Origin of the sequence: Bacillus sp. G402, from assembly GCF_051172515.1 — a bacterium.
In the GTDB taxonomy this organism is placed as follows: Bacteria; Bacillota; Bacilli; order Bacillales; family Bacillaceae; genus Bacillus; species Bacillus altitudinis.
Genome location: NZ_JBPIZC010000002.1, coordinates 737,855 through 755,005, shown reverse-complemented (window position 1 = coordinate 755,005; position 17,151 = coordinate 737,855). Strand labels below are relative to the sequence as shown.

Sequence of the window (17,151 nt, the reverse complement as noted above, 5' to 3'; positions counted from 1 at the left end):
TGTTAAAGCGCTTTCCTCCTCTCTGTCGTGGTTTTACTGAAGTTTCCCCTTAGAAATAAAATCCAATTTCATTATTAACTGATTAATCTGACAATTTAAAAGCGATTTGTTTTCCTGTAAGATATTCTTTCAACCATACACCTTTTGACTAGTACATTGCAAGGGGCATTGCCATATTTTAATCCTCTTTTTTTTAACCGATAAAGGTAGAAGAGAGTGGAAGGGAGCAAACAACGAGATGAAACGAATGATATCAGGCGCCTTATTGATTTTATTGATGACCGCCATTAGTTTTGGCTGTCAAGCGATGACGGAGGAGGCTGGTGCGAAGCAAGGTACTGCCTATTACGTCGCAGCAAATGGGAACGACAAACATCCAGGGACAAAGCAAAAGCCTTTCCGTACGCTGAAAAAAGCGGCAAGTATCGCGAAAGCTGGAACAACAGTTTATATGAGAGGCGGTACATACAAAGAGAAATTGATTGTCCGCCATTCTGGAACAAAGAAAGCACCAGTTGTTTTTCAAGCGTATGGAAAAGAGAAGCCTGTCATTAGCGGAGCATCTCTTAAAGGAAATCAAGCAGACGGTGGTCTTGTGAAGATTGATCAAAAAAGCTATATCACCCTGAAAGGGCTGACAGTCGGTCATATTAAAACGAATCAAGAAGATGTGACACCCATCGGTATATTCATCACAGGAAGCGGCAAAGGCGTCAAACTGCTTAACAACCGTGTGTACGACATTCAGACGACACATCAAAATGGGAATGCTCATGGCATTGCGGTCTATGGAACGAAAGCACCTGCAGCCATTGAAGACATTGAAATCAAAGGAAACACTGTGGAAAAGTTAAAGCTAGGTTTTAGTGAAGCCCTTGTGCTAAACGGAAACGTTAAAAAATTCCGCGTGACACATAATACAGTCCGGCATACGGACAATATCGGGATTGATTTAATTGGTTTTGAAAATGTCGCACCTTCTAAAAAGTATGATCAAGTGAGAAATGGTGTCGTATCTAGAAACAAAGTTTATGAGATTACGAGTGTTGGGAATCCAGCGTACGGCAAGGACATCTCCGCAGGAGGAATCTATGTGGATGGCGGGAAAGACATCGTGATCGATCATAACATCAGCCATCATAATGACCTTGGGATTGAGGTCACAAGTGAACATAAAGGGAAGATGGCCGAACGCATTCGCATTGAGCACAATCAAGTATATTTAAATCGTTATACAGGCATCTCCATTGGCGGATATGACAAGAAGCGCGGCGGAACCACAAACACAACCATCTCCCATAACATTTTGTACAAAAATGACACAGCCGGCTTAGAAGGCGGTCAATTGCTCATGCAATATCAATCGGTGAACAATCGAATCACGAATAATATTATGACAGCCAGTGCTTCGCATTACTTAGTCGTGAATCTCTACGAAGTGAACAAGAAAAATACATTCCAAAAGAATGTCTACGATGACCGCAAAGGTGCAAAAGCCTCACAGTGGGTATGGCGCGGGAAATGGCTGGAAGGCTACAAAACGTATCGCTCGAAAAGCGGTCAAGATAAAGGATCAGCACACCTCAATCCCCAATTTGTGAATGAGAAAAAGTATGATTTCCGTCTTAAGGAATCATCACCTGCTAAGAAAATCATCGGCAGTTAAACAAGGCATTCGGTGCAAATGATCATTTTAGAAATTTTCAAAAAAGTCATTGACATTGATGAGACATCACATTAAAGTAAAGAAGACATTTCAACTAAAACAAATTTCATAACGGATCTCTTATCAAGAGAGGCAGAGGGACTGGCCCTATGACGCCCAGCAACCGTTTCTATTTAAGAAATTGGTGCTAATTCCTGCAAAGCTGTTACAGCTTTGACAGATAAGAGAGGAAGACTTCCCGATACATGTTTCATGCAACGGTGATCAAGCCTCTCTTTATCAAGAGAGGCTTTTTTTGATCTCTTTTTTGAGAATCAAACGACGGGGTTCACAGGCATATTTCCACTTCTTTACCTAGTTTTCCGATGTGAAAAATAAAACAACTTGAGGAGGAACAGCAATGAAACGTAAATATTGGACATCATCTCTTGTATTATTGACGGTCCTGACCGTGCTATTATCTGGTTGCGGTACGGGATCAAGCGCAGGCTCAAAGGCTAATGCAAACGAAAAGGTCTCCTTTGACAATGTCCCGAAGCGATTTGCAAAAGGACAGGGAGCAAAAATTAAAGTCATCCGTAAAATTGGCGGGGACGATCATACTGCTCAGTTTTTAGCAGGAACGAAGGCAGAAGGGGAAGCGCTAGGCTTTACAGTAGATGTCTACACGGCAAATGGTGATACGGCGAAGTTTCATGATGCTATTTCTCAAGCACTAGAAGAAAACTATGATGGCTTTATCATCTCTCATGGGGATGATGAGGCGACAGTCGCTGATGTGAAAAAGATCACAGCGAAAGGTATTCCAGTTGTGGCGTTTGATTCAAATCCGAAGCTGAAGGATATCAAAGGGGTCACAGTGACGTCTCAAGATGACGAGCAATTAGCGAAAAAATCATTAGATGCACTCGTGGCTGATTTTAAAGGGAAAGCAAATATTGCGTATCTTTGGGTAGACGGATTCCCTCCAATGGTGAGACGAAACAAGGTGTACCAAGAAACGCTCAAACAGCATACAGGGATCAAGGAACTTGACCGATTTGGCGTTGCGGCCTCTGATACATCAGTTCAAACACAAAATGCGGTTGCGGCTATGCTGAATAAATATCCAAAGGGTAAACTGGATGCGATTTTTGCCACGTGGGATGCATTTGCGATTGGTGCCGCAAGAGCTTTAAAAGAAGCAGGAAGAACCGAAGTGAAAATATACGGTATTGATGTGTCTAATGCCGATCTCCAAGAAATGACTGCGAAAGACAGTCCTTGGAAGTACACTGCCGCTGTCGATCCGAAGCTCATTGGCGCAATTGACGTAAGGATTCTTGCGAAGAAACTAGCTGGCGAGAAAACGCCATCTTCCTATGACCTTGAGGCCTCTCTCATTTCACAAAAGCAGCTTCAGGATGCAGGAAAGGCCATCAATATGGTCAATCTTGCAGATGAAGTAAAAGGATTCGGTTCTTCGACTGCTTTTGAAGAAGACTGGATGAAGACCTTGAAGAAGCATTATGCAAAATAAACCACGTGCACTCTCTTTTCATAGAGGGTGTTTCGTTTTTCAATTGACGATCAGGAGAGAAGGAGGACACCTATGACAACGCCGCTTGTTCATATGAAAAACATCTCGATTGAATTCCCAGGAGTCAAAGCGTTAGATCAAGCAAATTTCACATTAAAAAAAGGCACAGTCCATGCCCTGATTGGGGCTAACGGTGCTGGGAAGTCAACGTTAATGAAAGTTCTCTCTGGTGCTCATTCACATTTTGAAGGAACCATCCACATCAATGGCGAGGCGGCGACCATTCATACACCAAAGGATGCGGCCTCATACGGTGTGCAGACCGTCCATCAAGAAGTGGATACAGCTCTAGTGCCTTATTTAAGTGTTGGCGAAAATATGATGATTCATGAAATGGAGAAAAAAACCTTCGTCCGTTGGAAAGAGATTCACCGCAAGGCAGCACAGCTGTTACAAGAGATGAATATTGACATCTCGACGAAGCGTCTTGTGAGTGATTTGACACTGGCAGAAAAACAAATGGTGCTCATTGCCAAGGCTGTGTCGATCAAATGCAGCATTTTAATTTTAGATGAACCAACCGCTCCACTTAGTCATGCAGAAACAAGCAAGCTATTCTCAATGATTCATCAATTGAAAAAGAACGGCACAGGCATCATTTTTATTTCGCATCGCATGCCAGAAATTTTCAACATCTGTGATGAACTGACTGTGATGAAGAATGGAACCGATGTGGCGGCGCATCTCATTAAAGAAACCGATCCAAAGCAGGTCATTGAAGAAATGCTTGGCGCGCCATTAGAGGATCAATTCCCATCCCGTACACCGCTTGAGGATGCACCGATTGTGCTTGACGTGAAAGAGTTGCATGACCAGCATAAATTAAACAACATTCATCTTCATGTGAAAAAAGGAGAAATTCTCGGGATTGCAGGACTAGTCGGTGCTGGTAAAACAGAATTGTGCAAAGCCCTATTCGGCGCCTCAGAAAAAAAGTCAGGCACTGTGCAGCTGCATGGTCAAACCATTCATATCAAGTCGCCTCATCACGCTGTGAGAGCGGGTATTGCCCTTGTGCCTGAAGAACGGAGAAAAGAAGGGATTCTAACAGAAGAAACTGTTGGATGGAACGTAACAGCTGCAAGTCTACGTTCGTTTACACGGCCGTTCAGCTTCTTACATCGTTCTAAGGAACGGAAGGCAGCAGATGGAATCGTCAAGCGGCTTGGCGTCAAGACACCTTCTCTTGAAGCGAAGGTGAAGCATCTATCTGGTGGAAATCAGCAAAAGATTGCGATTGGAAAATGGCTGTTGGCTGAGGCGGATGTCTATCTCTTTGATGAACCAACCAAAGGTGTAGACGTTGGAGCAAAAAAGGACATTTTCTCTCTCATTGCAGAACTAGCTGAAAGAGGAAAAGCGGTTATTTATGCTTCAAGTGAGCTTTCAGAAATTGCAGGAATCGCCGACCGAGTATACGTCTTATATGATGGCAGCATTGCCCGGGAAATGACGGCACCAATGACTGAAGAAGAGCTTTTATATCATTCAACAGGAGGACAATCATGAGTGAACGACAAGTTTCAGCCCCAATTCAACAAATCAAGAAACAGCGGCCATCCTTTCATCTGTTTGATTTCTTTTATCAATATGGCACCATCTTAACGATTGTCGTATTGATTGTTGTCTTTGCGGCAGCCAATCCGGCATTTTTACAGTCAGGAAATATCATCAATATTTTACGATCGATCTCGATTGTAACCATCATTGCGGTAGGGCTGACGATCTCCCTAGCAGTGAACGGCTTTGATTTATCTGTAGGCTCAGTTGCTACGTTATCAAATGCAATTGTGATCTCCATGTTTGTATGGTTCTCGCAAAACCCACTCATTGCGATCCTTTCTGCGCTGGCGGCTTCTCTTATTGTCGGTTTGCTGAATGCTTGGATGATTGTCAAAATGAAGATTCCAGATATGCTCATGACACTAGCCATGATGTTTATCATTCAAGGGCTGGCACAAACCTATACGAAAGGTGCGACCATTTCTGAAAATATGGTGCTGCCTGATGGCACTTTTTCAACTGGCACCATCCCTGCCTTTTTCAGCAAGATTGGGCAGGTACCCTATATCATTTTGATTATGGCGGCCATTGTGCTTTTTGCACATGTTTTTATGACTTACACAAAGCATGGGCGATTGATGTATATCATTGGTGGAAATAAAGAAGCCGCTCGATTATCTGGTATTCATGTGAACAAATACAAAATCGCAGCATATCTGTTGTCTGCCTTATTTGCGGCGATCGGTGGTATCGTGCTGGCATCAAGGGTGATGACAGCAGAAATTAACGCAGGAACGCCATATTTAATGGATGGGGTAGCTGCTGCTTTTATTGGGTTTTCAGTCATGGGAGCAGGTAAACCAAACGCATTCGGTACGTTTATTGGTGCGGTGCTCATCGGTATTTTGCAAAATGGACTTGTGATGATGTCTGTCCCGTATTATGCAATGGATATCGTGAAAGGATCTGTGCTTGCACTGGCACTCGCGCTGACTTATTACAAACAACGGGGGTAAGATGTACTTTTTTAAAACCATTTGCGTTCTCTCTCCGTCTAGTAAACGGAAAGCAGTGTAACAGCTGTTTGCCAAAAGGAGATGACAAAAAGAAATGAATATGTCAGCAACTCATGTAGAAGATTTGAAAAGTGTCATGGAAGACTGGAAAAATGAATTATTAGTATATAAATTTGCATTAGATGAAATGGATACAAAGTTTTCGATTATTAGTCAGGAATATAATTTAATCCATGGACACAACCCAATAGAGCATACAAAATCACGGATCAAATCCTTTGAAAGCATCGTGAATAAACTAGCGAGAAAAGGATGTGACATCACCACACAATGTGCCAAGGAGTACATACATGATATCGCTGGTGTCCGCATCATCTGCTCGTTTATTCAAGATATCTATAACATTATTGATGTTCTGAGGCAAAGAGAGGATTTAAAGATCCTTGAAGTGAAAGATTACATTCAGCATCCGAAACCAAATGGCTATCGAAGTCTTCATTTAATTGTTGAAATTCCTGTTTACTTAACGAATCGTGTGGAGCATGTGAAGGTTGAAATTCAGGTGCGGACCATTGCGATGGATTTCTGGGCGAGTCTCGAACATAAAATCTATTATAAACTGCAAAACGATGTTCCTCATCAGCTCACCGATGAACTAAAGGAAGCGGCAGATATCGCTCACTACTTAGATGAAAAAATGCAAAATATCAAACGAGAAATTGATTAACCAATAAAAAAGAGTAGCTGTTTTGAATGACAGCTACTCTTTTTAGTCTTATTAAGGGTTGGTGCCTCGATCTCTCTTTTGAATGATCGTACCGTCATCTTGCGATTGTGCAGACTGGCTCTCTTTTTGAGTAGAAGTGCCAATCAAAACACCTGTAATCAAGAACGTAAAAATCGCACTTGAGATCAGCCATTTTTTCATCATACATCACTCCATCTTCTTAACAAGTTTTGAATGACAATGCCTTGTTCTGAAAATAAATTGCTTCTTTCGGAAGACCATTTTCAGTTAAGTAGGCGGCTACATCCTGACAGATAGCCTCAAGATCAACAAGGAAATTCATAGATTCCAATTGATCACAATAAGAAATGATCTGCTCAATCATGTTGTTGGGCTGGAGCATCAATGTTTCTAAAATGGATAATTTAAGTGAAATGTTTCGTTGTTTTAAATTTTCTGCTTTTTGAAGTGAAAGCTGTACATAATAGTGGAACAAACCAGGCTTTTTCAGCTTAAACAGCGCTTTTGTGTAGGCATACAAGGCCAGTAAATAGCCGCCTGGGGAAGAAGTTTCGAATGACTCAATCAATAAAGCTTTTTCTAGGAGCGGCACAGCTTCACTGTATTCATTTCTTAGACTTTTAATAAAAGCTGCATTGCAATATGCGTGGCCAAGTAAATCCGGATCCTCCATCTGTTCTAGTGAGTAAATCACCTGTTGAAACAAAGTTTCTGCCTCATCATATTTAGATTGATCCGCATAATTCAGAGCAAGCATCATTTGACAGCTGATTGATTTTTTCACATAACATGGATCTGCGTCGTAAATAGACGAAGCCTTTTTTAAGTGGTGGATGGAGAGAAGTGTGGATCTTATATTATAGTATAGACATCCTGTTTTATAATGGAATTCTGCCTTTTCAATGTCATCATGTACGAGATCTAATTTATCCTCGGCCAATTTCAAATGGTGAAATGCTGTATCTTGATTCCCTCTGCGCATTTCATACATGCCTTTAAAGAAATAGAAATAGTAGCTGAGCATATCATCTGTACGAATCGCATTTTCATCCACAAAAAGACTGTGATCTAACGAAGCTGTATCTTCGACTAAATCTTTGAAACGGTATTCTAAAAGTTGATAGTAGAGTAAGACATCTTGATTCTCTTCCATTCGATCAAATGCTTGAAGAATCTCTTCTTTTAGCTGTATTGCTTCTTGTATGTCTCTTTTTTTCATCAAGACATACCAGTCATTTAGCATATTTGCTACATCAACGGATGACAAAACACCTGTTTCTGCCAATTGGTATCCTCCTTTCTTCACCTATTCATTTCTGCTGATTCTTATTTGTCTGAATCATCTTTCCATATTAAGTATCTTCTTATATTTTAAGCGGTCTATCTCAATTTGTAAAACATGTTTTTTGATGTAAATTCAACCAGTAGTGAAAAAATTAGGGAGTAGGGATCGAATTGTATACGCTTACATTTTTTTAGGTAAAAAGAGGATGTTGAAAAAAATATATCAGGATATCAATAGAGGAAGAGAGACAGTGAAAGAGGGTTTTTTCATAGGTGAGAAAGAAGTGGTATTGATAAAGGAGTGTTCGCGGTTTTTTGTGAGATTATATCACATGAATATTGTGAAACATGCTTCTTTCAGAATAAAATGAGTTATTCGCAAAAAAGTAAAATTTAAAGAGACTATCGATCTAGAATTGTATGGATCTTTGGTATTGATAAAAAATATCACACAGTATAGCTTTAGCGTGGTATAGTAAGATTGTTGTTGCGAATATTTAGACAAAACTGACAATTGGGGGTCGTGTTTTATGAAGAAATCGATGTTACTGATCATGGGACTAATTGTTGTGCTCGTCATGGCAGCCTGTGGTTCAAAATCGGACAGCGGTTCGGGAGAAGGCAAAGGCACATATAAAATCGGGATAGATACAACATATCCGCCATTTGAATTTGAAAAGGGCGGTAAATATGAGGGAATAGACGTTGATTTAATTAACGCCATTGCAAAAGACCAAGACTTCAAAGTGAAGCTTGAAGCAATGGATTTCTCAGGGATCATTCCAGCGATGCAAGCAGGTCAGCTTGATGTTGGAATGGGTGGTATGAGTATTACAGATGAGCGTAAAAAGAAAGTGGATTTCTCAGATCCATACTTCGACGCTGGTCTGACAGTTGTTGTGAAAAAGGACAGCAGCATCAAATCGATTGATGATTTAAAGGGGAAAAAGCTAGCTGTTAAAAATGGGACAACAGGTGCAAAATTTGCAACAGATAACGCAGACAAATATGGGTATGAAGTAGTTCAATTCAATGACAGTCCATCTATGTTCCAAGAAGTATCTAACGGAAATGCAGATGCTTTAATTGAGGATTATCCTGTCATTACGTATGCGATCGCACAGCAAGACTTGAAATTGAAAACAGTTGGAGATCGCTTGAATGGAGACCAATACGGGATCTCAGTGATGAAGGGGAAAAACCAGGACTTATTGAAGAAAATCAATAAAGGGCTGGAAAACCTAAAGAAAAACGGTGAATATGACAAAATTATTGAGAAATATTTGAAGTCATAACACAAGCGAGGCGCGCTCAGAGCGCGCTTTCTTTATGTGTCAACCGTATGTGAATTAGGGAGGGAGAAACATGGATACGATTGTTAATGCATTTCCGTATTTAATGGATGGTTTGCAAACCACTTTATATATCTTTGTTGTTGCTATCATTTTAGGTTTTATCATCGGGTTGATTGTGGCGCTATTCCGCCTGTCACCATTTAAAATCTTGAACTTTATTTCACTCGTTTTTGTCAATGCCATTCGAGGTACGCCATTTATCGTACAGCTATTCTTCATTTATTTTGGGCTTAATACACTTGAATTCATTTCACTTGACCGAGTACCGGCAGGGATTATTACAGTAGCGATTAACGCAGGAGCTTATTTCTCAGAAATTATTCGTGCAGGGATTCAGTCCATTGATAAAGGACAAACAGAAGCCGCACGTTCTTTAGGATTCACAGGTGGACAAAACATGCGTTTTATCGTCCTTCCACAGGCATTCCGCCGTATGCTTCCAGCCATTACGAACCAAGCCATCATCAGTTTGAAGGACACCTCTCTCTTATCGATTATCGGTATTGCTGATATTATGCAGCGGGGACAAGTTCAAGCATCGGCTACATTTGATCCTTTGAATGTCTGGCTCATTGTCGGTGTCATTTATTTCGTGATCATTTATTTACTTTCTCTACTGGCTAGCTACGCAGAAAGGAGATTTGATGTGAAATGAGTATGATTACGGTGAAAAACCTAAAGAAATCCTTTGGTGACAACGAAGTTTTAAAGGATATTAATGCAGTCATCGAGGAAAAAGAGGTTGTATGTGTCATTGGTCCTTCAGGGTCAGGGAAAAGCACATTTCTAAGATGTCTCAATAAATTAGAGGATATTACGGCTGGGGAAGTTGTTGTCCACGGACATACGATTACAGACCCAAAAGTGAATATCAATAAAGTACGACAAGAAGTTGGTATGGTGTTTCAGCACTTTAATTTATTTCCTCATAAAACTGTGTTAGAAAATATCACGATCGCACCGGTGAAAGTAAAAGGGATGGAGAAGAAAGCGGCAGTCGATAAAGCATTAGACTTGCTTGAAAAGGTCGGCTTGAAAGACAAGGCCAAAAGTTACCCTAACCAATTATCTGGTGGACAAAAACAGCGTGTTGCCATTGCAAGAGCCTTGGCGATGGACCCGAAAGTGCTCTTATTCGATGAGCCGACATCTGCTCTTGACCCTGAGGTCGTTGGGGATGTTTTAGCTGTTATGAAACAATTAGCAGTCGAAGGAATGACGATGATTGTCGTCACACATGAAATGGGCTTTGCAAGAGAAGTGGGAGACCGCGTGATCTTTATGGATGGTGGATATATCGTTGAAGAAGACAAACCAGAAGCACTCTTTGGAAACCCGCAGCATGAGCGTACCAAATTGTTTCTTAGTAAGGTGCTATAAAAAAAGAGTAAGAGCAGGTATGCTCTTACTCTTTTTCTTTTGTGACGAGAATGAATATACCGATTCGCATGCATTTCCTAGGAAATATTATCGCTGGAAGAACTCAATCCACTCTTGGTCTGGCCCTCGGAAAAAGAAGTAGCAATAGCCATTGGGCAATGTTGTGATTTCTTCATCTATTAGCTCAATTTGCAGCTTTTGAATACGGTTGAATTCCGCGTGGATATTATCTGTTGTGAAGGCGAGATGGTGGACCTTTCCTTCAGATGGAAGGTCACTGCTATACCCTTGAATGAGTTCAATTTCCGTTTCCGCTTCGTCTTTAAAGCCAAGAAAGGCAAGTTCAATGACTCCGTTTGTATGAGTGATGCGATCCTTTAATTTCATGCCCACCACTTTTTCATAAAAATCAATGGACTGATCAATATTTGTCACCATAATCCCTGTATGATCTAAGCGTAATGTTGTCAAAAAAGAGCCTCCTCTATGTCGAGTTGATATTTTTCTCCTCATCTTATCATAATAGAAGTATCGTATACATTCATATGGTAGGATAGAGAGAGTCAATTTAGGATAAGGATGACACAAATGAAAAAAATCTCATTAAAACAAACATTTGCAGAACAAGTGAAAAAGGGATATCCGCTTATTTCAAAAGATGCTGTGTCGCGTGTGAACGGTGTACAGGAAGGCGAACTTATTGAATGGGTAGATGAAAGAGGCTCTTTTTTAGGGAAAGGATATTATGGTGTGCAAAATAAAGGCATCGGTTGGGTACTTTCCTTTGACGCTAACGAAAAAATAGATCAGGCCTTTTTTGTTTCTAAACTTGAACAGGCATCCAAAAGCAGAACGCATCTATTTCGTGATGCACAGACGACGGCTTTCCGTGTGTTCAATGGGGAAGGGGATGGAATTGGTGGAATCACGATTGATTATTATGATGGATTCTATCTCATCCAATGGTATAGCGAAGGTGTTTATACATTAAAAGAAGATGTATTGGCTGCGATTGAGCAGGTGTATCCTGACTATAAAGGCATTTATGAAAAGAAGCGGTTTGATACGTCTGGACAATATATCGAAGATGACGATTTTGTAAAAGGGGAGAAAGGTGAATTTCCTCTTATCGTCAAAGAAAATGGGATGAACGTGGCGGTTTATCTAAATGATGGTGCGATGACAGGTATTTTCCTTGATCAGCGTCATGTGCGAAAAGCAATTCGAGATCGCTATGCAAAAGGAAAGACCGTCCTTAATACGTTCTCTTATACCGGCGCTTTCTCTGTAGCAGCAGCGCTTGGCGGGGCAAGCCGTACGACAAGTGTAGATGTTGCAAACCGCAGTTTGAAAAAAACATCTGAGCAGTTTGAAGTGAATGGCATTGATGTAGACGGGCAGGATATCAAAGTCATGGATGTCTTTAAATATTTCCCGTTTGCGGCGAAAAAAGGCTGGAGCTATGATGTTGTGATCTTGGACCCACCATCCTTTGCACGAACGAAGAAACACACATTCAGTGCAGCGAAGGATTATAAGAAACTATTAAAAGAAGCCATCCAGATCACAGCTGAGAACGGCGTCATTGTGGCGTCAACCAATAGCAGTGCATTTGGGATGAAAAAGTTTAAAGGATTTATTGCACAGGCCTTTAAAGAATCTGGGAAAACGTATCGTATTCTTGAGGAATATACACTTCCTGAGGACTTCCGTACAATGAAAAATTATCCTGAGGGGAACTATTTAAAGGTTGTCTTCATCCAAGCATAAGAAAAAGCCATTTTCCGATAAGGGGAAATGGCTTTTTCTATAGGGCAAACGACATCAGGATAGGCGCTGCACATAATGTAATAATGGCCGAAATGATCATGGACACACTTGAGATCGTGCCTGAGACCGAGCTCAGTTCAAAGGCCTTCGATGTGCCTGCACCATGTGCTCCTGTACCAAGCAGAACGCCCATTGCAATGTCATTATCAATACGGAAATAACGGATAACCAATGGTCCAATGATTGAGCCAAATAATGCTGTTAAAATGACGAATACAGCCGTAACGGACGGCATCCCGCCAATCATTTCAGACACACTCATCGCAACGGGTGTTGTGACGGATCTTGGGACGAGGCTCTCGATCAGACTCGTATCCAAATGAAACAATTTGGCGATAAACGCTGTTGATAAAATCGCAACGATAGAACCGCAAGCCACATTTAAAATAATTTCTACTGCATGCTTCTTCAGAATGTGAAAATACTTATATAAAGGAATGGCAAATGCCACAGTCGCAGGTTGAAGCATATTTGTCAGCCATTTTCCGCCTTGATTGTAAGCATCGTAAGGAATGTTCACGATTAACAGCAAGACCACAAGAACAACCGGTGTCACAAGTAAAGGGGAGACATAGACTTTCGGATGACGTTTATAAACCGCTTTTGATCCGAGATAGATCAGAATGGTTAGGATCAAGAATAGTCCGCCAACTAACATAGCTTTTTTCGCTCCTTTCTTTTCGCAATCATCTGTGTCATCATGCCAGTCGAGAGCATGACCACAAAGGTACTAAGTAAAACCACAAGGACAATACTTGTGCCAGATTGAGAAAGTAATGTTCCGTAATCAATCACACCTACTGCTGAAGGGATAAAGAAGAGCAGCAGTTCTCCGAGCAGCCATACGGCGCCAAGTTCAATCCATTTTAATTTAATGATGTTAAAATGAAGTAATAAGAAAATGACAAGAATGCCTAAGATCGTGCCCGGAATTCTTAAATGCAAAAAGGCCGCTAGCACATTCATCAATTTCGCAAAAGCAAATAAAGCCATAATCTGAAGGGTAGCAATCAGCGACGTTTTGAGCAATTGCACTTTCTGTTCACTCCTTTTTCTATATAAATTGTTCACTGTTTCACAAAAACAACACAACGTTCTAATCGGTGAGCTTACTTTAAAGTGTACAGCACGTTCTATTATAGGTAAAATACATATATCGAATAGTTAGTATTCCTTTTGTCTATAGAAAGGGTGAACCATGTGGACATCAGACATTTAACATATTTCTTAGAAGTGGCACGGTTAAAGAGTTTTACGAAAGCATCGCAATCGCTCTATGTGTCGCAGCCGACCATTTCCAAGATGGTCAAAAATCTGGAGGATGAGCTAGGTGTACAGTTGTTTTACCGTAATGGCAGACAGGTTGAAATGACAGATGCTGGACAAACCATGTATACACAGGCGAGTGAAATCACACAATCCTTTCAGAATTTAACGAGTGAATTAAATGATTTAATGAATGTGAAAAAAGGACATATCCGAATAGGACTGCCTCCCATGATTGGATCAAGCTTTTTCCCAAATGTGATGGGGGAATTCCGCCAGCAGTATCCAGATGTCACCTTTCAATTGGTGGAGCACGGCTCCATTAAAGTAGAGGAAGGGGTAGAGGATGGATCATTAGATATTGGTGTCATTGTTCTGCCTGCAAATGATAAAATTTTTCATACATACACCATCATTAAAGAGAATATGAAGCTTGTCACCCATCCATCACATCCGATGGCAGGACGTGATGAGGTTCATTTGGCTGATTTAAAGGAAGAGTCTTTTATTTTCTTTCGAGAAGATTTCGTTCTGCACAGCCGAATCTTAAATGAATGTATGAATGCGGGATTCAGGCCGAACGTTATTTATGAAACGTCACAATGGGATTTCATCAGTGAAATGGTTGCTGAGAACCTTGGAATCGGGCTTCTGCCTGAACGGATCTGCCGTGATCTAGATCCTGATAAAGTGAGGATCATTTCCTTAAATCCGTCTATTCCGTGGCATTTGGGTGTCATTTGGCGAAAGGACCGCTACTTGTCTTTTGCTGCAAGAGAATGGTTAAAGCATACAAAATCCTATGTGTGGGATGCAGAGTAAAAGGGAGGACGATACAGATGAAATTAAGCTGCGTGTCTCATCTTTTGGAAAAGGTTCGAGCGGAAAATCCGCTTGTCCATAATATCACCAACCAAGTTGTGACGAACTTTACAGCGAATGGACTGCTTGCTTTAGGTGCTTCTCCAGTCATGGCAAACGCCAAAGAAGAAGTGGCAGAAATGGTGCAATTAGCGGATGCACTTGTGCTGAATATCGGCACACTAACAAAGGATACAGTGGAGGCAATGGTCATTGCTGGACAAGCGGCCAATGAAAATGGTGTACCGGTTCTATTAGATCCTGTTGGTGTTGGTGCGACAACGTTTCGGACGAGTGCGGCGAAACAGCTGTTACAGCAAGTGGACATCACTGTTGTTAGAGGGAATGCTGCTGAAATGGCTCATTTACTTGAAGTGGATGGCTGGGAGTCAAAAGGCGTGGATGCGAAAGCAGCGAACGGAGATGTATCGGCACTAGTCAAACAAGCGGCAAGGACACTTCAAACCGTTGTGGTGATCACAGGGAAAGTCGATGTAGTGTCAGATGCAGAGGACGTGTTGTCTATTCATAATGGACATGAATGGCTCACCAAGGTGACGGGAACCGGCTGTTTACTGACGTCTGTCATCGGGGCATTTTGTGCAGTAGGTGAAAGCCCGCTTCACGCGTCGGCAGCTGCTCTATTGTTTTATGGTGTCGCAGCTGAAAAGGCAGCTCAGTACACCCAGAATAAAGGGCCAGGTACGTTTCAAATGGAATTGCTCAATGCACTCTCACACACGACTGGCGATGATGTGTTAACGCTTGGGAAAATAGGGGGAATGTCACATGACAAAGGCTGATCAACAGCAAATCAAACAGCAATTATCGGTTTATTTTATTATGGGAACAGCGAATACAAGCAGGCAACCGCTTGATGTTTTGAAAGAGGCGATTCAAGGCGGAATCACCATGTTTCAATTTCGAGAAAAGGGCGAGGGAGCCTTGCAAGGAGAAGAGAAGAAACAATTGGCTCGTCAACTTCAAGTACTTTGCCAAGAAGCGAATGTTCCTTTTATTGTAAATGATGATGTGCAGCTAGCGATAGATCTTGATGCAGATGGCGTACATGTTGGCCAGGAAGATACAAATGCAGAAGACGTCAGACAAAAAATTGGGAATAAAATATTAGGTGTGTCTACGCATAACCTAGATGAAGTAAAACAAGCCATGAAGGACGGCGCAGATTATGTCGGCATGGGCCCAGTTTATCCAACAGAAACGAAAAAGGATACACGCAGTGTCCAAGGAGTATCATTGATCACTGAAGTGCGTCATCATGGTCCCCATATTCCGATTGTTGGCATCGGGGGTATCACATACGATAATGCTGCACCAGTCATACAAGCAGGGGCAGATGGTATCAGCATCATCAGCGCCATTAGCCAGAGTGCTGATTCTAAAAAAGCAGCAGAAGAATTGAAAGCACTTGTTACATCAGAAAAAGCATCTCTTTAATCTGTAGGAGACATGGATTGACTCAATTCATGTCTTTTCTGTTGTCGTGGAAAATAGACACGGGAGAATTAATTGTGTACAATCAAATAGTTCGATTATTTTCGAAATGACAGGTAAATAAAGGAGAATGAACATGAATGTACTCGATACGTATTTTCGCCGGTATGATGAAGTGGGAAGAGGAGAGGAGCAATTGGAAGAATTGCTGGCATTGTTTTCTGACGATGTCATAGTTGTCATTAATGGTGACAAAAAGCCTGGTATCCAAGGATTCACACAAATTTTAGAAAAATTTTTCCATGTACATGAAGAGATTAAGCATATGTGGGATGGGTGGATCAAAAAAGAAGACGGAAAGTATGAAACAAACTGGGCTGTTTGTGGAAAGCTTTCTGATGGCCGTGTCTATACAGCAGAAGGAATTGATATTGCAGAGCTGGACGACCAAGGGAAGATCGTTTATTTCGAAAACGTTCGGAAAAAACCAGAGGTATTACAGATCTATTAAAAAGCCGGCTCATCAGCCGGCTTCTTTTATTTGTCTAAAGAATAAGCCTCGATGGCTTCTTTCGCTGATGTTTCTTTATCAAAAATAAGGTGGCGGCTGTACACCTCACTTAAATGCAGTGGTTCTTGATCTAAGTGATCTACAAGCTCAAAGACATCTAATATGGCTGCTAATTTTATGGTCGTTTGTCCACCTGCAGCATTCTCAAAGGTTTCTTCTGGAAAGCTTTTTTTGACGATATCCTTTACTTTGCGATGGTTTTTTGCTCGCACCAAAATGATTCGTTCTTCAAATATTTTATCGGGCATACTACTTGGTGATGAGATGGATTCAAATAATAATTTGGCAGAATATATCTGACGCATAAGTAAGGTCACTTCTTTCGTGCAGCTTTTCATTGTACAAACGTGAAATGATTTCCAGTATGTGTCTAAAATGATATCATATGAATGACGTAGTGTAGGAGAAATAGATCTATAACGGGGGGATAGGCATGAAGAAAGTGATTGATAATAGAGGAGAAACGCATGAAATTTTGTTGATCATCGTCACCTTATGCTCTCTTATCACGTGTAGAAAATTTGCCAGATTAGAAAAGTATAAAGATAAGTTGAAGGGTCAATTTATACCTTACTAAGGAAAAGAAGAACGCAAAAAAGCCGGCTCCAGCGTGTAGACAAAGGGCTAAAATCAAGAT

At 41.1% G+C, this 17,151-nt stretch carries 19 protein-coding genes and 1 riboswitch; of the genes, 13 read left to right on the top strand and 6 right to left on the bottom strand.

Translation table 11 applies throughout. From position 1 onward, the window contains the following. Window positions 1–238: 238 nt before the first annotated feature. The 5 genes from ACSBQP_RS12490 (at window position 239) to ACSBQP_RS12470 (ending at window position 6,491) form a co-directional block, all read left to right on the top strand. Window positions 239–1,666: a DUF1565 domain-containing protein gene (locus tag ACSBQP_RS12490; protein WP_435028456.1), complete on the top strand. Its 1,428-nt coding sequence runs from the start codon at window positions 239–241 to the stop codon at window positions 1,664–1,666. Window positions 1,667–1,783: 117 nt separating this feature from the next. Continuing rightward, window positions 1,784–1,893: riboswitch (SAM riboswitch) on the top strand. 173 nt (window positions 1,894–2,066) lie between these two features. Then, window positions 2,067–3,185, top strand: a complete 1,119-nt coding sequence (locus ACSBQP_RS12485) for a sugar ABC transporter substrate-binding protein (protein WP_007497873.1) — start codon at window positions 2,067–2,069, stop codon at window positions 3,183–3,185. Window positions 3,186–3,257: 72 nt separating this feature from the next. Then, a complete protein-coding gene (locus tag ACSBQP_RS12480; protein ID WP_435028455.1) occupies window positions 3,258–4,754 on the top strand; it encodes a sugar ABC transporter ATP-binding protein in 1,497 nt (498 codons plus the stop codon). Beyond that, on the top strand, window positions 4,751–5,764 hold the full coding sequence (locus tag ACSBQP_RS12475; RefSeq protein ID WP_017358697.1) for an ABC transporter permease: 1,014 nt from the start codon (window positions 4,751–4,753) through the stop codon (window positions 5,762–5,764). Before ACSBQP_RS12480 ends, ACSBQP_RS12475 begins: the two co-directional genes overlap by 4 nt. 94 nt (window positions 5,765–5,858) lie before the next feature. Further along, window positions 5,859–6,491 (top strand): GTP pyrophosphokinase, encoded by a 633-nt coding sequence (locus tag ACSBQP_RS12470; RefSeq protein ID WP_007497867.1) that lies wholly within the window; start codon window positions 5,859–5,861, stop codon window positions 6,489–6,491. 51 nt (window positions 6,492–6,542) lie between these two features. Here ACSBQP_RS12470 and ACSBQP_RS12465 read toward each other — a convergent pair whose 3' ends face one another. After that, the gene (locus ACSBQP_RS12465) at window positions 6,543–6,692 is read right to left on the bottom strand and encodes a hypothetical protein (protein WP_017358698.1); all 150 of its coding nucleotides are present in this window, start codon (window positions 6,690–6,692) and stop codon (window positions 6,543–6,545) included. Window positions 6,693–6,711: 19 nt separating this feature from the next. Then, window positions 6,712–7,797 carry a Rap family tetratricopeptide repeat protein gene (locus ACSBQP_RS12460; RefSeq protein WP_008345544.1) on the bottom strand — a complete coding sequence of 362 codons (1,086 nt, stop codon included), beginning with the start codon at window positions 7,795–7,797 and terminating at the stop codon, window positions 6,712–6,714. A 529-nt stretch (window positions 7,798–8,326) separates the two neighbouring features. Between ACSBQP_RS12460 and ACSBQP_RS12455 the strand changes: the two genes are divergently transcribed. The 3 genes from ACSBQP_RS12455 (at window position 8,327) to ACSBQP_RS12445 (ending at window position 10,531) form a co-directional block, all read left to right on the top strand. After that, window positions 8,327–9,091 (top strand): transporter substrate-binding domain-containing protein, encoded by a 765-nt coding sequence (locus tag ACSBQP_RS12455; protein WP_035389894.1) that lies wholly within the window; start codon window positions 8,327–8,329, stop codon window positions 9,089–9,091. A 70-nt stretch (window positions 9,092–9,161) separates the two neighbouring features. After that, window positions 9,162–9,806, top strand: coding sequence for an amino acid ABC transporter permease (locus ACSBQP_RS12450; RefSeq protein ID WP_007497860.1), 645 nt, complete (start codon window positions 9,162–9,164; stop codon window positions 9,804–9,806). Further along, the gene (locus ACSBQP_RS12445; RefSeq protein WP_007497858.1) at window positions 9,803–10,531 is read left to right on the top strand and encodes an amino acid ABC transporter ATP-binding protein; all 729 of its coding nucleotides are present in this window, start codon (window positions 9,803–9,805) and stop codon (window positions 10,529–10,531) included. Before ACSBQP_RS12450 ends, ACSBQP_RS12445 begins: the two co-directional genes overlap by 4 nt. Window positions 10,532–10,618: 87 nt before the next feature. On the opposite strand, the gene ACSBQP_RS12440 is transcribed toward ACSBQP_RS12445, so the two are convergent. Further along, window positions 10,619–11,002: a VOC family protein gene (locus tag ACSBQP_RS12440; RefSeq protein WP_008345541.1), complete on the bottom strand. Its 384-nt coding sequence runs from the start codon at window positions 11,000–11,002 to the stop codon at window positions 10,619–10,621. Between the two features lie 117 nt (window positions 11,003–11,119). Here ACSBQP_RS12440 and ACSBQP_RS12435 point away from each other — a divergent pair, with 117 nt between their 5' ends. Beyond that, window positions 11,120–12,301, top strand: a complete 1,182-nt coding sequence (locus ACSBQP_RS12435) for a class I SAM-dependent rRNA methyltransferase (RefSeq protein ID WP_435028454.1) — start codon at window positions 11,120–11,122, stop codon at window positions 12,299–12,301. A 37-nt stretch (window positions 12,302–12,338) separates the two neighbouring features. Here ACSBQP_RS12435 and ACSBQP_RS12430 read toward each other — a convergent pair whose 3' ends face one another. Beyond that, the gene (locus ACSBQP_RS12430; protein ID WP_007497850.1) at window positions 12,339–13,019 is read right to left on the bottom strand and encodes a CidB/LrgB family autolysis modulator; all 681 of its coding nucleotides are present in this window, start codon (window positions 13,017–13,019) and stop codon (window positions 12,339–12,341) included. Next, the gene (locus ACSBQP_RS12425) at window positions 13,013–13,396 is read right to left on the bottom strand and encodes a CidA/LrgA family holin-like protein (protein WP_008345527.1); all 384 of its coding nucleotides are present in this window, start codon (window positions 13,394–13,396) and stop codon (window positions 13,013–13,015) included. Before ACSBQP_RS12425 ends, ACSBQP_RS12430 begins: the two co-directional genes overlap by 7 nt. 165 nt (window positions 13,397–13,561) lie before the next feature. Here ACSBQP_RS12425 and cidR point away from each other — a divergent pair, with 165 nt between their 5' ends. From cidR to ACSBQP_RS12405, 4 genes are all read left to right on the top strand, one after another. Continuing rightward, a complete protein-coding gene (cidR, locus tag ACSBQP_RS12420; protein ID WP_008345526.1) occupies window positions 13,562–14,449 on the top strand; it encodes a cidABC operon transcriptional activator CidR in 888 nt (295 codons plus the stop codon). Window positions 14,450–14,466: 17 nt separating this feature from the next. Continuing rightward, on the top strand, window positions 14,467–15,291 hold the full coding sequence (gene thiM / locus ACSBQP_RS12415) for a hydroxyethylthiazole kinase (RefSeq protein ID WP_435028453.1): 825 nt from the start codon (window positions 14,467–14,469) through the stop codon (window positions 15,289–15,291). Next, complete coding sequence (gene thiE / locus ACSBQP_RS12410; RefSeq protein ID WP_435028452.1) at window positions 15,278–15,946, top strand: thiamine phosphate synthase; 669 nt, start codon at window positions 15,278–15,280, stop codon at window positions 15,944–15,946. The genes thiM and thiE overlap by 14 nt, the downstream gene beginning before the upstream one ends. Before the next feature lie 133 nt (window positions 15,947–16,079). Further along, window positions 16,080–16,454 (top strand): nuclear transport factor 2 family protein, encoded by a 375-nt coding sequence (locus tag ACSBQP_RS12405; protein WP_331832161.1) that lies wholly within the window; start codon window positions 16,080–16,082, stop codon window positions 16,452–16,454. A gap of 26 nt (window positions 16,455–16,480) precedes the next feature. Here ACSBQP_RS12405 and ACSBQP_RS12400 read toward each other — a convergent pair whose 3' ends face one another. Continuing rightward, entirely contained in the window at window positions 16,481–16,819 is a 339-nt protein-coding gene (locus tag ACSBQP_RS12400) for a DUF4288 domain-containing protein (protein ID WP_331832160.1), read from the bottom strand. Window positions 16,820–17,151: the final 332 nt, after the last annotated feature.

Excerpts from the sequence above, each read along its gene's own strand:
- ACSBQP_RS12430 (WP_007497850.1), bottom strand. The coding sequence starts at position 13,019 with ATGTTAGTTGGCGGACTATTCTTGATCCTAACCATTCTGATCTATCTC.
- ACSBQP_RS12435 (WP_435028454.1), top strand. The coding sequence starts at position 11,120 with ATGAAAAAAATCTCATTAAAACAAACATTTGCAGAACAAGTGAAAAAG.
- ACSBQP_RS12480 (WP_435028455.1), top strand. The coding sequence starts at position 3,258 with ATGACAACGCCGCTTGTTCATATGAAAAACATCTCGATTGAATTCCCA.
- thiM (WP_435028453.1), top strand. The coding sequence starts at position 14,467 with ATGAAATTAAGCTGCGTGTCTCATCTTTTGGAAAAGGTTCGAGCGGAA.
- ACSBQP_RS12490 (WP_435028456.1), top strand. The coding sequence starts at position 239 with ATGAAACGAATGATATCAGGCGCCTTATTGATTTTATTGATGACCGCC.
- ACSBQP_RS12450 (WP_007497860.1), top strand. The coding sequence starts at position 9,162 with ATGGATACGATTGTTAATGCATTTCCGTATTTAATGGATGGTTTGCAA.
- ACSBQP_RS12465 (WP_017358698.1), bottom strand. The coding sequence starts at position 6,692 with ATGAAAAAATGGCTGATCTCAAGTGCGATTTTTACGTTCTTGATTACA.
- ACSBQP_RS12475 (WP_017358697.1), top strand. The coding sequence starts at position 4,751 with ATGAGTGAACGACAAGTTTCAGCCCCAATTCAACAAATCAAGAAACAG.
- ACSBQP_RS12455 (WP_035389894.1), top strand. The coding sequence starts at position 8,327 with ATGAAGAAATCGATGTTACTGATCATGGGACTAATTGTTGTGCTCGTC.
- ACSBQP_RS12405 (WP_331832161.1), top strand. The coding sequence starts at position 16,080 with ATGAATGTACTCGATACGTATTTTCGCCGGTATGATGAAGTGGGAAGA.
- ACSBQP_RS12485 (WP_007497873.1), top strand. The coding sequence starts at position 2,067 with ATGAAACGTAAATATTGGACATCATCTCTTGTATTATTGACGGTCCTG.
- ACSBQP_RS12400 (WP_331832160.1), bottom strand. The coding sequence starts at position 16,819 with ATGCGTCAGATATATTCTGCCAAATTATTATTTGAATCCATCTCATCA.
- ACSBQP_RS12445 (WP_007497858.1), top strand. The coding sequence starts at position 9,803 with ATGAGTATGATTACGGTGAAAAACCTAAAGAAATCCTTTGGTGACAAC.
- thiE (WP_435028452.1), top strand. The coding sequence starts at position 15,278 with ATGACAAAGGCTGATCAACAGCAAATCAAACAGCAATTATCGGTTTAT.
- ACSBQP_RS12470 (WP_007497867.1), top strand. The coding sequence starts at position 5,859 with ATGAATATGTCAGCAACTCATGTAGAAGATTTGAAAAGTGTCATGGAA.